General features: G+C 43.5%; 15 protein-coding genes and 11 tRNA genes. All 26 read right to left on the bottom strand.

The features are described 5' to 3' along the window. Window positions 1-138 precede the first annotated feature (138 nt). Window positions 139-212, bottom strand: a tRNA-Gly gene (locus E2R51_RS18460). A gap of 23 nt (window positions 213-235) precedes the next feature. Further along, a tRNA-Pro gene (locus tag E2R51_RS18455) sits at window positions 236-309 on the bottom strand. Between the two features lie 21 nt (window positions 310-330). Continuing rightward, a tRNA-Arg gene (locus E2R51_RS18450) sits at window positions 331-407 on the bottom strand. Window positions 408-418: 11 nt separating this feature from the next. Further along, window positions 419-504, bottom strand: a tRNA-Leu gene (locus E2R51_RS18445). A 74-nt stretch (window positions 505-578) separates the two neighbouring features. Then, a tRNA-Leu gene (locus E2R51_RS18440) sits at window positions 579-660 on the bottom strand. 10 nt (window positions 661-670) lie between these two features. Then, window positions 671-746: transfer RNA gene (locus E2R51_RS18435), tRNA-Lys, on the bottom strand. Between the two features lie 16 nt (window positions 747-762). Further along, window positions 763-837: transfer RNA gene (locus E2R51_RS18430), tRNA-Gln, on the bottom strand. A 17-nt stretch (window positions 838-854) separates the two neighbouring features. Further along, window positions 855-930: transfer RNA gene (locus E2R51_RS18425), tRNA-Asp, on the bottom strand. A gap of 160 nt (window positions 931-1,090) precedes the next feature. Then, window positions 1,091-1,165 (bottom strand) — tRNA-Glu (locus E2R51_RS18420). 10 nt (window positions 1,166-1,175) lie between these two features. Then, window positions 1,176-1,266: transfer RNA gene (locus E2R51_RS18415), tRNA-Ser, on the bottom strand. Window positions 1,267-1,273: 7 nt separating this feature from the next. Further along, window positions 1,274-1,348: transfer RNA gene (locus tag E2R51_RS18410), tRNA-Asn, on the bottom strand. Between the two features lie 336 nt (window positions 1,349-1,684). Beyond that, a complete protein-coding gene (locus E2R51_RS18405) occupies window positions 1,685-2,155 on the bottom strand; it encodes a SprT family protein (RefSeq protein WP_133378553.1) in 471 nt (156 codons plus the stop codon). Between the two features lie 83 nt (window positions 2,156-2,238). Then, entirely contained in the window at window positions 2,239-2,652 is a 414-nt protein-coding gene (locus E2R51_RS18400; protein WP_133378552.1) for a hypothetical protein, read from the bottom strand. Between the two features lie 17 nt (window positions 2,653-2,669). Further along, entirely contained in the window at window positions 2,670-4,850 is a 2,181-nt protein-coding gene (locus E2R51_RS18395) for a Tex family protein (RefSeq protein ID WP_133378551.1), read from the bottom strand. Between the two features lie 114 nt (window positions 4,851-4,964). Then, entirely contained in the window at window positions 4,965-5,558 is a 594-nt protein-coding gene (locus E2R51_RS18390) for a PP2C family serine/threonine-protein phosphatase (RefSeq protein ID WP_133378550.1), read from the bottom strand. Next, window positions 5,558-6,349 carry an RNA polymerase sigma factor SigB gene (gene sigB / locus E2R51_RS18385; RefSeq protein WP_133378549.1) on the bottom strand — a complete coding sequence of 264 codons (792 nt, stop codon included), beginning with the start codon at window positions 6,347-6,349 and terminating at the stop codon, window positions 5,558-5,560. Before sigB ends, E2R51_RS18390 begins: the two co-directional genes overlap by 1 nt. Next, window positions 6,327-6,797: an anti-sigma B factor RsbW gene (gene rsbW / locus E2R51_RS18380; RefSeq protein WP_133378548.1), complete on the bottom strand. Its 471-nt coding sequence runs from the start codon at window positions 6,795-6,797 to the stop codon at window positions 6,327-6,329. Before rsbW ends, sigB begins: the two co-directional genes overlap by 23 nt. After that, window positions 6,797-7,132 carry an anti-sigma factor antagonist gene (locus tag E2R51_RS18375; protein ID WP_133378547.1) on the bottom strand — a complete coding sequence of 112 codons (336 nt, stop codon included), beginning with the start codon at window positions 7,130-7,132 and terminating at the stop codon, window positions 6,797-6,799. Before E2R51_RS18375 ends, rsbW begins: the two co-directional genes overlap by 1 nt. 73 nt (window positions 7,133-7,205) lie before the next feature. Further along, entirely contained in the window at window positions 7,206-8,216 is a 1,011-nt protein-coding gene (locus E2R51_RS18370) for a PP2C family protein-serine/threonine phosphatase (protein ID WP_133378546.1), read from the bottom strand. 11 nt (window positions 8,217-8,227) lie between these two features. Then, window positions 8,228-8,629: an anti-sigma regulatory factor gene (locus E2R51_RS18365; RefSeq protein ID WP_133378545.1), complete on the bottom strand. Its 402-nt coding sequence runs from the start codon at window positions 8,627-8,629 to the stop codon at window positions 8,228-8,230. Between the two features lie 4 nt (window positions 8,630-8,633). Continuing rightward, entirely contained in the window at window positions 8,634-8,990 is a 357-nt protein-coding gene (locus E2R51_RS18360; protein ID WP_133378544.1) for an STAS domain-containing protein, read from the bottom strand. Then, window positions 8,987-9,817 (bottom strand): STAS domain-containing protein, encoded by an 831-nt coding sequence (locus tag E2R51_RS18355; RefSeq protein ID WP_133378543.1) that lies wholly within the window; start codon window positions 9,815-9,817, stop codon window positions 8,987-8,989. Before E2R51_RS18355 ends, E2R51_RS18360 begins: the two co-directional genes overlap by 4 nt. 126 nt (window positions 9,818-9,943) lie before the next feature. Next, on the bottom strand, window positions 9,944-10,294 hold the full coding sequence (locus tag E2R51_RS18350; RefSeq protein WP_133378542.1) for a type II toxin-antitoxin system PemK/MazF family toxin: 351 nt from the start codon (window positions 10,292-10,294) through the stop codon (window positions 9,944-9,946). Window positions 10,295-10,298: 4 nt separating this feature from the next. After that, entirely contained in the window at window positions 10,299-10,580 is a 282-nt protein-coding gene (locus tag E2R51_RS18345) for an antitoxin endoai (RefSeq protein WP_133378541.1), read from the bottom strand. A 155-nt stretch (window positions 10,581-10,735) separates the two neighbouring features. Continuing rightward, window positions 10,736-11,890, bottom strand: a complete 1,155-nt coding sequence (alr, locus tag E2R51_RS18340; RefSeq protein WP_133378540.1) for an alanine racemase — start codon at window positions 11,888-11,890, stop codon at window positions 10,736-10,738. A gap of 68 nt (window positions 11,891-11,958) precedes the next feature. Continuing rightward, the gene (locus E2R51_RS18335) at window positions 11,959-12,975 is read right to left on the bottom strand and encodes a LolA family protein (RefSeq protein WP_133378539.1); all 1,017 of its coding nucleotides are present in this window, start codon (window positions 12,973-12,975) and stop codon (window positions 11,959-11,961) included. Window positions 12,976-13,368: the final 393 nt, after the last annotated feature.

Here is a 13,368-nt window from a genome sequence, read left to right as displayed (position 1 = left end):
CACGCCGCCAGCGTTCGTCCTGAGCCAGGATCAAACTCTCCGTAAAGTGTTTGATAAAGCTCATTTGTTTCATTTAAAACTTGTATTAACGTTGACGTTTTTGGTTGTTTAGTTTTCAAGGTTCAAGTTTGGTTAAATTGGAGCGGGTGATGAGAATCGAACTCACGACATCAGCTTGGAAGGCTGAGGTTTTACCACTAAACTACACCCGCATATTAAACTAGCAATAGAATGATCGGGAAGACAGGATTCGAACCTGCGACCCCTTGGTCCCAAACCAAGTGCTCTACCAAGCTGAGCTACTCCCCGGTTGGAACAAGTTGAAAAATATGGCGCGCCCGAGAGAAGTCGAATCCCTAACCTCCTGATCCGTAGTCAGACGCTCTATCCAATTGAGCTACGGGCGCATATGTTTTTTTGGTGCGGTCGAGAGGAGTCGAACCTCCACGGGATTTCTCCCACTAGGCCCTCAACCTAGCGCGTCTGCCATTCCGCCACGACCGCTTTGCTAAGCGACAAGTTATATTATATCAATATACTTTTAGACGGTCAAGCTTTTTTTCAAAAAACATTTTAAATGCGGGTGGAGGGACTTGAACCCCCACGCCTTGCGGCACTAGATCCTAAGTCTAGCGCGTCTGCCAATTCCGCCACACCCGCAAAATATAAATGGTGAGCCATGTAGGATTCGAACCTACGACCCTCTGATTAAAAGTCAGATGCTCTACCAACTGAGCTAATGGCTCGTACTCGTAAATGTTATGGCTGGGCTACCAGGGATCGAACCTGGGAATGACGGAATCAAAATCCGTTGCCTTACCGCTTGGCTATAGCCCAATAACTAAGAAGTAGTATGGCGGTCCCGACCGGGATCGAACCGGCGATCTCCTGCGTGACAGGCAGGCATGTTAACCGCTACACCACGGGACCATGTTGTGCTCGGTTTCAATCAGCCTGGATCTTTTCGTCAACAATTACTTCTTCACTTTCCCAAGCACCGTGTGCATCCGGGTGTTCATCAGTATATGAAATCGAACTTCCTGCTTATTATAATCCTCACAGCTTAAAACATTTGCTTTAGTAAGATAAGTGGTGACCCGTACGGGATTCGAACCCGTGTTACCGCCGTGAAAGGGCGGTGTCTTAACCGCTTGACCAACGGGCCGTATGTAGACTGGCGGAGAAGGAGGGATTTGAACCCTCGCGCCGCTTACGCGACCTACACCCTTAGCAGGGGCGCCTCTTCAGCCACTTGAGTACTTCCCCATAAAAATGGCTCCACAGGTAGGACTCGAACCTACGACCGATCGGTTAACAGCCGATTGCTCTACCACTGAGCTACTGTGGAACGACGAATTAAATAGAATATAAATTAAAATCGTTTCAGTCATTTATATGTATGTATTATGTCGAAATGTTGTTTAACATCTTGTCGACGTTTTATATCTTAACAAACACTCCGCATTAAAGTCAACAGTTTTTCACAAAAAAACAAAATAAACTACAAAATTGTTTTTAAGGGAATGCCATAAACCCACCATACATACGTGACCATGTCAAAAAAACTGCAATCAAAATCCTTCCCTTCGCTTGCTCCAGGTCTCTTTATGTTACCCCTTCTTCCCTTTTATTAACCTCTTATCTAATAAAAAATGTGCAGAGGATTAATCCTCTGCACACTCTCTTATTTTGCCTCGCCAAGATACCTTAGTGGTCCTTTGCATTTGCCGCATACATACTTTGTTAGATTCATCCTTACCTTTCGCACAAAACGCTGTTCACATATACTGCACTGATAGACGTGCCTTTTACGTACAGGACGCTTTTTGACCTCCTGGGAAGGCAGAGGTGTGCAAAACCGCGGAGCTGATACTTCTTTGATCAGCTCTCTGAAGTCACGGTCGCGGTGCTTAAACCCTTTGCCTTCTATGTGGAGATGGTAATGACATAATTCATGCTTAATGATGCCGATCAGTTCATCGCGGCCATGTTCGTGCAGGTAATGAATATTCAGTTCAATATTATGAGATGCCAGCATATATCTGCCGCCTGTTGTTCTCAGCCTGGTATTAAAAAAGGCTTTATGGCGAAAAGGCTTATTGAAGAATTCTAAAGAAGTGTTTTCCACAAGGTTTTGTATAGCCTGTTGATCCACCTTCACTACTCCTTACATTGCGGGTGTTTTTTAGATACTGTCACCTTTAGCTGACACTGTGACACTTCAAACACCAGCCAAAACTAAATAAAGATAAAGATGATCGCGATAATTGGGATGGATGTGATCAGCTGCATCGCCAGCAGTGAAAATGACCGAACTTGATTTTTTAATTCCGGCGGCACGTCCTGTTTCATCCGCATGGCCACCTGTGTTATGCCAAAAATCATTGCGGCAAATATAATAACAAGCGGAATCGTTGGCAAGCCGGTATCAGGCCGTTCAACTGACACGTACGTAATGATAATAAGCGCCAGAGGGACCAGTTCAATAATCGCAGTTGCAAAGAAAAACCGTGTCATGGCTGCCTGAACCGTCATTCCTTCCTGCTCCCCATCTTTGCCGATCTTTACAATCGTTCCTAAATGCGCAATGTAATTAAATGTTATTCCCAGTGTAGCTAAGACGGTTGCTGCTGTTATAATCGTATAAAACATGTGATGTCTCCTCGCATTTAATTACTTTCCTGCTGAGCCGGCGGAAGCATTGTCAGGGCTATTCTCCCCTTCTTGGAATCTACCTGCTCCACCCACACTGTAACTACATCTCCTAATGCAACCACATCAAGCGGATGTTTCACAAATCCTTTTTTAAGCTTTGAAATATGAACGAGACCATCCTGCTTTACGCCGATGTCGACGAATGCACCAAAATCGACCACGTTGCGAACGGTACCCTGAAGCTCCATTCCTTTTTCAAGATCCTCCATTTTTAAAACATCCTGTTTAAGGAGCGGTTTGCTTAACTCGTCACGCGGATCTCTTCCCGGGCGGATAAGCGCTTCGATAATATCCTTCATTGTGTGAATGCCAATGCCAATTTCATCAGCCCACTGCTCGGGTGTCTTCTCGATAATCTTTTCCTTTAACCCTTCGCTGCCGATATCAGATGGCGAAGAACCGGTAATTTTCAGCATTTCCTTCACATAACTATACTGCTCGGGATGAATGGCTGTGCGGTCAAGCGGGTTTTTGCCATCTGAAATCCGCAGGAATCCGATACACTGCTCATAAGTTTTAGCGCCTAATCTAGGAATCTTTTTCAGCTGGGTACGGTCCACAAATTTTCCTTCTTCGTCCCTTTTCTTTACAACATTTAATGCTACGGTTTTAGAAAGTCCGGCTACATATTGAAGCAGTGCCGGAGAGGCCGTATTAACATTTACCCCAACCTGGTTTACTGCTGTTTCTACTACAAACGTTAAGGACTCATTTAATTTTTTCTGAGAGACATCATGCTGGTATTGCCCAACTCCAACTGATTTCGGATCAATTTTCACAAGCTCTGAAAGAGGGTCCTGAAGTCGTCTGGCAATGGATACCGCACTTCTTTCTTCTACCTGAAGATCCGGAAATTCCTCACGGGCAATATCCGATGCCGAATAAACACTGGCGCCAGCTTCATTTACGATTAAATAATAAATATCCTGCTTCGCATCACGCAATTGCTCCGCTACAAACAGCTCTGTTTCTCTGGAAGCTGTTCCGTTCCCAATCGCTACGAGTTCAATGGAATAGTCGGATAAAATCTTTTTAAATATTTGAGCTGCTTTTGACGGGTCTTTGGTTGTGTGGGGGTAAATCACATCCACCTTCAGCATTTTTCCGGTTTCATCAACAACCGCCAGTTTGCAGCCGGTCCGGTATGCCGGGTCAACCCCCAGCACCCGCTTGCCTTTTAATGGCGATTGAAGAAGCAGGTTTCGAAGATTTTCGGAAAAGATGTGAATTGCCTGGTTTTCACCCTTCTCCCCCAGTTCATTTCGAATTTCTCTTTCAATGGATGGCTGAATAAGTCGTTTATATCCGTCTTCAATTGCTTCTTCAACAATTTTAGCTGTAAACGCGTTTGGATATTTAATGATTCTTCTCGTTAACTCCCTGACCAGACGGTCGCCATCAGGCTGGATTGACACTCGCAGCACATCTTCCTTTTCCCCGCGGTTTAACGCAAGCACTCGGTGAGGAACAATACGGCTGACTGGTTCTTCATAATCATAATACATTTCAAAGATGCCTTTTTCGTCCTTCTTCGCATCTTTTACCTGAGAACGGATCTTGGCATGCTTAAATGTTTCTTTTCGTATGTATTCCCGAAAGCCTGCATCGTCTGCAATCTGCTCTGCGATAATATCCTGTGCGCCTGCAACAGCCTCTTCAACAGAAGCGACTCCCTTTTCTTCTGACACATATTTCTGCGCTTCCTCTTCTGTCGATCCGTTCCGTGGAAATGAGCGCAGCCACTGGGCAAACGGCTCTAGGCCTTTTTCCTTCGCAGTTGTTGCACGTGTTCTTCTTTTTTGTTTGTAGGGACGATAGAGATCCTCCAGCACCTGAAGTTTGGTTGCTTTTGCAATGGCTGCAGAAAGCTCATCTGTTAATTTCCCCTGCTCATCAATCAGCCTTACCACTTCCTGTTTTCGCTCTTCCAGGTTCATAATGTATTTCCATCGGTCATCAATCTCTTTTATCTGAACCTCATCTAGTGCACCGGTCATTTCTTTTCGGTAACGGGCAATAAACGGGACAGTATTGCCTTCGTTTATAAGCTGTATCACCTGCTCAATTTGTTTTTGGTTTATCTCTGTTTCTTTTGCAAGTTGAGCAAGTAATTGTGTATTTAATTCACTTGACATAGATTTGCCACAGCCTTTCAGTTTAATAGGTGACCATATTGTATCATAAAATCCCCTTCCTCCTCATCAAGGAACGATGGGGATTGGAGAGCACATAAAAAAAAGAGACCACCCTCAAGGTAATCTCCCAATAACAAAAGTTGTATCATCCGCGCCGCTGACAAGCGATTCTAAATGCGCTGAAATATAATCAAGTGAATTCTGAGGCTGCAGTAAAGGCCGGACTCGTGTCAGTTCAAGACCATCTGAATGAATGAGAAAAGAGGATCCGTCTTCAAACGGAAATCGCTGAGTTTTAAACTTCTGCGGCCGGCCGGATAGATATCCTGATACTGGAAGTGGATATGTAAGTTTCCCAGCATGGGAATAAAAATAAAAACGAACATTTCCTACACAGCAATAGTGAACCTCTTTTGTATCAAACATTATCTTCACAATGGCCACCGCTGCGCCCCTTTTTTTTAACAGCGAGCGGTTGCAGCGCTCCATAAGTGATTCAATGTCTTCATCATGATGTATAGAAACTACATCGCAGGCTGCTGCGGATGACTCATGAGCAAACTCTCCACTCCCTAAGCCATCTGCTAATATGCATAAATAATAGTCTTCGGTGGCGATCATGTAATAGCTGTCTCCACAATCACCCTGTCCATTTTTAGCATATTGACCAGCAACAGCTCTGATATTTTCCTGGTGGAGCACATCCATTAAGAAAAGCCCTCGTTCTCATTTTCTTGTTGAATGGCATCACGCAATTTTTTTATCGCGCGTCGCTGCAAGCGGGATACATGCATTTGAGAGATGCCAAGCTGGTCACCGGCATCTTTTTGACTCAAGTTCTCAAGATAGGTGAACTGAATGATTTGTTTCTCTCTGTCTGTCAGCACGTGCAGCACTTTTTCAAGCACTAACCGCTGATCTGTTTTTTCATAGTTATTGTCCATACTGCCAACGATATCAAGCAGGGTTACTGTGCTGCCGTCGGAATCGGCTTCGATCGAGTGATCAACAGACAGCGCCTGATAGCTTTTGCCCATTTCCATCGCTTCCAGTATTTCTTCTTCTGAAACATCCAGATAATCAGCTATTTCATTTACTTTTGGTGAACGCTGCAGATCTGTCGTTAGTTCTTCTACAGTCTTTTTAATTTTTGGACCAAGCTCTTTGATTCGTCTTGGCACATGAACGCTCCACGTTTTATCACGTAAAAAGCGTTTGATCTCACCAATAATCGTTGGAATAGCAAAGGCTTCGAAGCTTTTTCCAAAAGTATCATCGTAACGGCGGATCGCTCCTAGAAGACCAATCATCCCAACCTGCGCAATATCTTCATGATAGGACTTGCCTTTAGAATACTTTCTGGCAATGGATTCAACTAAATTGCGATAATGCACCACAAGATTATGCTGTGCTGAGGCATCTTCATTTTCCTGATATGCCTTTATCCATTTTAAGACTTCGTCTTTGCTAGGTTGATTAGGTTGAGACAGTTTTCGCATCCCTCTCCACCTGCTCTTCCTCAATATACTTAGTCATAAAGACTGTTACACCTTCTTTATGATGAATTTTCACTTCGTCCATTAGACTTTCGATTAAATACAAACCGAGGCCGCCTTCACGCAGCATGTCTACGGATGAACTTTCATCATAAGGACCTACTTCTTCTTTTATTTTCATAAAATCAAAACTGCTTCCATGGTCGGCAACGATCACTTCTAATTTATCGCGATAAAGTGCAAAGCCTACGACAACTTCCCCGTTGTCATCTTCCCTATATGCATGCTGAACTGCATTTGTAATGGCTTCGCTGGACGCAATTTTCAAATCTTCTATATCATCATAGGAAAATCCCATGCGACTTGCAATTCCTGAAATGGTCAATCTCATTACACCTACGTATTGGGCCTTGGCGGGAATCTTCATCTCGATATAATCAAATGATTGCATTACTCCACCCCACCTTTAACTTCCGGATTGATATCCATAATCTCTGCAAGACCGGTAATATCAAACAGACGTTTTAAACGGTCAGACAATCCAACTAATTTCAGATGTCCTCCGTTTGCTTTTAGTCCTTTAAATAATCCGACAAATACACCAATCCCTGTGCTGTCCATATAATTTACTTCTGATAGATTCGCTACAAGATTCAGGTTTTCTTTTTGGGAAAACGAACCAAGTTCTTCTCTTAATTTTGGTGCTGTGAATGCATCAATTTCCCCAGCAATCGCTACATGCACTGTATCTTCTGTTTGTTTAGTGATATTTATATTAATATTCATTTTTTCCACCTCTTCTATATCTAAACGGAATGTACTTGTAACCTACCCTCATCCATTACTTTTAAAACGTTTTTTATTTTGTGCGCTTCATTATAATTAATGTAAAATCATCCCTGAGCTGAAAATGCTGAAGTTTTTCAAGATCACGGAAAATTTTATTAACGATTTCCTGAGGCGGCAGGGTAATATAATTATTAATAAATGAAATGAGCGTTTCCCGCTCAATAAACCCTTCATCTGTACGGCATTCCGTTACACCGTCGGACATCAGGATGATCATATCCCCAATCTCCACCTGCTGCTCATAGCGTTTATAGGAAGCACCTTTATCCACACCCAATAGCAGGCCTCTTGCTTCTAAATCTAAAAATTCTCCAAGCCGTTCTGAATAAAAAAATCCAGGCTCATGCCCGGCGGAGGCAAAGTGCAATATATGTTTCTTCAGTTCATACATACCATAAAACATCGTGATGAACATGGAATCATCGACATTTTGCTCCACTACACGGTTCAGGCTTCCCAAAACCGCACTAGGATCTTTTCTGTATTCAGGAAGGCTGTCCATTGCATATTTGATCATGCTCATGCACAGTGCAGCGGGAATTCCCTTTCCTATCACGTCTGCTATAGCGACGTTGACAGAGTGGTCCCCATCGTGAACGAAATGAAAATAATCACCGTTCATCTGTTTGGCAGGCACACTAATCGCGCCGATCTCCAGACCGTCAACAGTAGGAACAGAGGTCCCAAGCAGCGTTTCCTGCACACTGGATGCAATCTCCATTTCATTTTTAAACTCTTTTTGAGTATCGATCAGACTCTGATATTCTCTGAAGGCAAAGCCGTATGCCGTCATTACTTCAAGCAGAATGTCATAGGAATGCCAAACCTCATCAGGCAGATCCGGCATCAGTTTTTGCATAGCGCTTTTCTGCAAATTAACAATTTCCTCCGGAGGAATTTTTTGTTCCAGTGCCAGTCTGCTGAATTGCTGGCCTGCATATAATGATTGTTCAGATTGTGATTCCATGAACTGCTTAAGTATGTCGATATACTTCTCTTCCATCGTCTTACTAAAATCCATTTTTTACCCTCCTATCGGAGCCACTTTGTCGCGCGGATGTCAGTTCCTTCCCCAGGATTGGAGTCGATGTCAAAATCATCCATTAGTCTTCTAACGCCCGGAAGACCAGCTCCTAGACCTCCTGATGTTGAAAAACCATCTTCCATTACTTTTCTGATATCAGGAATTCCAGGTCCTTCGTCCACAGCGATAATGCGAAGTCCGGTCTTTCCCTGCTCATTTAATCGATCTATACAAAGCTGCCCCTGTCCGGCATATAAGTAGATGTTACGTGCCAATTCACTTATGGCAGTTGTGATTCGTGCCTGGTCGACAGTTCCAAACCCCAGTTCTTTGGCCACATTTCTACCAAGCTGGCGAGCAGCCACAATATCCCATTCATTTAAGATGGTTACACAGGATTGGATTTCCATATGGTCAATCCCCCAATTCCTGTTGAAGTTTCTCTAAACCCTTTTCAAGATCTAAAGCTGTCATCACATCATCTAATCGAATGCCAAGCTCAACTAACGTTATAGCAACTGCTGGCTGAATTCCAGTGATCACAACTTTCGCACCCATAAGCCTTGACATGTTAATTACATCACCAAGCACCTTTGCAATAAAGGAATCAATAAAATCAATTGATGTTATGTCGATAACAACACCGCGTGCATTCGTCTCATGGATTTTCTTTAATAGATCTTCCTGAAACTGAAGCGCAGTCTGATCGTCCAGCTCCCATTGAATCGATACAAGAAGACAATCATTTAATTTTAAAATCGGGATTCTCACAGGGCTCCCTCCAATCCAACAATTTTTCTGTTTGTCATTTCAAGCGCTTTTTCCATTCCTTTTCTCAGGGTGCTTGTGGTAACAAATTTATTTAAGTCAATTCCGAGGTTAACAATCGTCTGTGCAATTTCCGGACGAATGCCAACCAGCATGCAGCGGGCGCCTACTAAGCGCACAGCTTCAGCCGCCTGAATAATATGATGGGCTACCATCGTATCCACGACAGGCACTCCTGTAATATCAATCAGTACTACTTCAGCTCTGTGATCCACTACGCCCTCTAAGAGGTTTTCCATAATAAGCTTTGCCCGTTCTGTGTCAATAGTTCCTACCAGCGGCATAATTGATATATGTTCAACAACTGGAATAAGCGGAGCCGATAATTCTTGTAATGCCATCTTTTGGAGAGAAACCGTCTTTTCCCATGTAGATGCATATGTATGAATAATCTCATTTGACATAGGCGCCATCCATTTATCAAGAAATTCCAAATATTCTCCTTCACGTTCCTTTGAGATGACTCCCTGTGCAATCAGGTCATCATGCACAATATGCGTAAACGTTCGTAGACCGGCTACAACAAATGTCACCGGCCAGCCTAACCGTACCACTTTTTCTGAAAACAGCTGCAGCTTGTCCTGGTAATCAGCTTTTTCACTTAAGCTGAGCAAAATCAAATCAACAAACTCATAGCTCGTCCGTTGAAATACCTGTTCGGATACAACGGTAATCATCCGTTCATCCGCTTCTTCTTTCACCCGCTCAATCCACTCTTCAATGAGTGTCGTTTTACGGTCTTTTATATGAGAAATAATCTCATTATACACATCATCACCTCTAATTAATTCGTTCACTTAAGTAGTATATTTCAAATAGCTATTATCTATTATAAAGTAGGAATCCTGTTGGGTCTATCCATAAGAAAAAAACGCTCCATTAAGAGCGTTTCCACATTAGAGGTCAACTAATCCTAAACTGATCTGTAGAGCCTCATCTACCTTATCCATCATTTCATCATCAAGATGCGTTATTTTGTCTGTTAATCGCTGTTTATCCAAAGTCCTGATTTGTTCAAGCAAAATAACTGAATCCCTTTCAAAACCATTGCGTTTTGAATTGATTTCAACATGGGTAGGAAGCTTTGCTTTCTGGATTTGAGCCGTAATGGCTGCGACCACCACTGTGGGACTAAACCGATTTCCAATGTCGTTTTGGATGATGAGAACGGGGCGGACTCCACCTTGCTCTGAACCGACAACCGGAGAAAGGTCAGCAAAAAATACATCACCACGCTTAACAATCAAAGGGTTATCCTCCGCTTACCAATCGTTCCACGGTATGCTCAGCCTCGTACTCGGCCTGTAATGCTTCCGATGCCATAGAAAGATTAATTTTTGCCATTTCCATGTACCCTCGTCGCATCGCATCTTGAGTTTGTTTCTTACGCCGTTCTCGCATAAACATTTTCGTTGCACGATAGATGCACTCATTTTCGCTTAAATCTTCCTGCTCAGCAAATGCTTCCAATTCCACTAAAAGCTGTTTTGGTAATCGAACCAAAATTTGGGACGTTGCGCTGGATTCCGACACAAACTACACCTCCACCATCATTGCATACCTAATTCAATTGTCATTTCACTATATTAATGTTCGATCATCATCAAGTCCATTTTCATCTTACCATTAAAAAAGAGAAGTGGAAAGCACCATTTAGAAAATATCTGACAATTACCCCAAAGTATTGACTAATTAAGACTGTTTAATACAAAAACAGACTTGTTTTTTTTGCTGTAAATACGAGGTACTCTGGCTGCAATTGCACAAGCAACTTCATAATTAATGGTTTCCAGATGATCTGCCACCTCATCAATCAAAATCGCATCGCCGTTCTGTCTTCCAATCAGCGTCACTTTGGTCCCAACCGGATAGTTTTCCGGCATGCGGATCATACACTGATCCATGCAAACTCTCCCAACAATCGGAACTCTTTTCCCATCAATTAACACTTCAAATCCCTGCATTTTTCGTATCCAGCCGTCAGCATACCCAACTGGAAGGGTGCCGATCCATTCCTGGCCAGCTGCCTCATAGGTAGATCCGTAGCTGATTTTCTCACCCGGCTCTACTTTTTTCACGTGAACGACCGTGCTATGGAACGAAAGAGCAGGTGTTAACCGTGCTGGCAGCTTGTCTGCTATTTCGTTGGAAGGAGACAGCCCGTACATCGATATTCCAAACCGGATGATAGAAAAGAAAGAATCTCTCCGCATAAGTGCAGCAGCGCTGTTGGAGGCGTGAATAAGCGGCGGCTTTACTTTCATGTGATCAATCAGCTTCCGAAAGCGTTCTGCCTGCTCATCTGCATACCGTGTGTCGGTTTCATCCGCCGTTGCAAAATGTGTATAAATTCCTTCGATTTTAATCGTGTCATGTCTTGCTGCTTCTTGTTCAATCTCCCGTAATTCGTCCGCTGTTTTTAAACCGATTCTCCCCATTCCGGTGTCGCATTTCACGTGGATCAAGAGCGGTTTATTTTGAATATGCGGGACGGCCTGTACGACCCACTCTTTTGAATAAACGGTCAGTTGAATTTCATTTGCAGCCGCAATCCCTGCATCTTCAGGTCTTGATGCTCCCAGAACCATTATCGGAGCAGTGATGCCTTGTTTTCTTAAGAATAAAGCTTCATCGATAAACGCAACGGCCAGATGAGTAGCGCCGCTTGCAAGTGCTGTCCGTGCAACTGGAAGATAACCGTGCCCGTAAGCATTAGCTTTCACAACAGCCATGATCGCAACATCCAGACCAATCTGCCCTGCGATCTGTTGAATATTATGCTGTATCGCGTCAAGATCAACCTCGACCCAAGTATCACGGTGAAACTCATTACGACTCTCCATATTTTCCACACCCTCAGAACCATTTGAGGAGCGACTCCCTGGAAGCTGCTCCTCAAACAAAGATGTGGTTATTTTATCATAGTACCTTGAACTGATCGAGCGACTGACACCAATTCTTCCTGCGTTAAATCATTTGAAGCGAGCATGTAATCCACTCCATTAAAGCTCCACTCAACGGATTGCTCTGTCATCGAACCCACCGCAAACCCAAGATCCACGACTTCACCAGGTGCATCGGTTGTTGTAAGCATGACCGGTGCAGCCTCCAGTTTTTCCTGAATAAGTGTGTAATTCTTTTCCCCATTAAAGGTCATGATGACCCGCTTTCCGCCTTCAATTTCCACCTCTTGTTCATCGTGCATCGTTGTTCCTTCCAGCTCTTCTGTCGGATACAACACTTCAAAATTGTTTTCACCTTCTGCACCGTCCCCTAAAACAGGAACCTCAAGCTGAGCGCTCATCATATTTTTCTCTAAATTAAAATCACTTTTCTCAAATGAAGCATCCATATTTACATCTGTGAACGTCAGGCTGATCTTCACATTTCCATCAGCATCTTTCACTTTCACACTTGAAGGAGTTAGCGTCTTTTTATTAAACTTGACCTCCTGCATCGGGAACATATGCTGATGCTTGTACCTTGTTGCTGACTCAAACACATACTCCCCATCTTTTTCGGTAAACTTCGCTTTGTCATCCTCAGAGATATCTTTTACAAGCGATTCAATTAAGTACGCTTGACTGCCATTAGCGGGCCAGTCACTTTGGAATCGAAAGCTCTTATTTAATGCAGGCGTCAATACAAACACACCTTCATCATTGCGAATGATCATCTGGCTCTGCTTTTCTTCAGCATGCTTCAAATGAACACGGTAAAAATTAGGTTTTGAATACCAGACTTCCACATCATATTCTTGCGGCTCTTCACCCGTTTCAAATACCATCTTTGCCGTTGCCTTGTACGCTTCAACATCCTCAACCTTGTCCTTTAAATCATTTGTTGCCTCTTCTTTCGTCGTCTCTCCACATGCAGACAATAAAAGGACCATACAACCGATTAACAACGACCAAGCTAGCTTCTTCATGGCTTCCTCCCCTTTGTTGAGTCAACGCTCCGTTCAAGTCGGTGCCATATGATCATATGAGACAAGCATATTAAATATGCAAACTAAAAGCGGATGCGGCTATTTCAGCGGGACATGCAGATGGTGGCGTGTGATCATTGATTTTCGGAAGGCATCGCGGCTGTTTAATGTACTTTGTTGTGGAGTTTGGCTGGGCTGTGGTGGGGCCCTGGTGCCTGGCTGGACCCTGAAGCCTGGCCCATATATCGATCATCTTTTTCCGTTTATCGCACATCTCAGCGGGTTTATCGATCATCTTTCACAACTTATCTATCTACTTCCCTCGTATATCGGTCTGGCGGGGCTTTGATGGCGATATATCGCACATGTTTTCACTTTTATCGATCATGTTTG

The sequence above is a fragment of the Jeotgalibacillus sp. S-D1 genome, from assembly GCF_004358665.1.
In the GTDB taxonomy this organism is placed as follows: Bacteria; Bacillota; Bacilli; order Bacillales; family Jeotgalibacillaceae; genus Jeotgalibacillus.
This window is presented reverse-complemented; position numbering and strand designations above follow the sequence as displayed.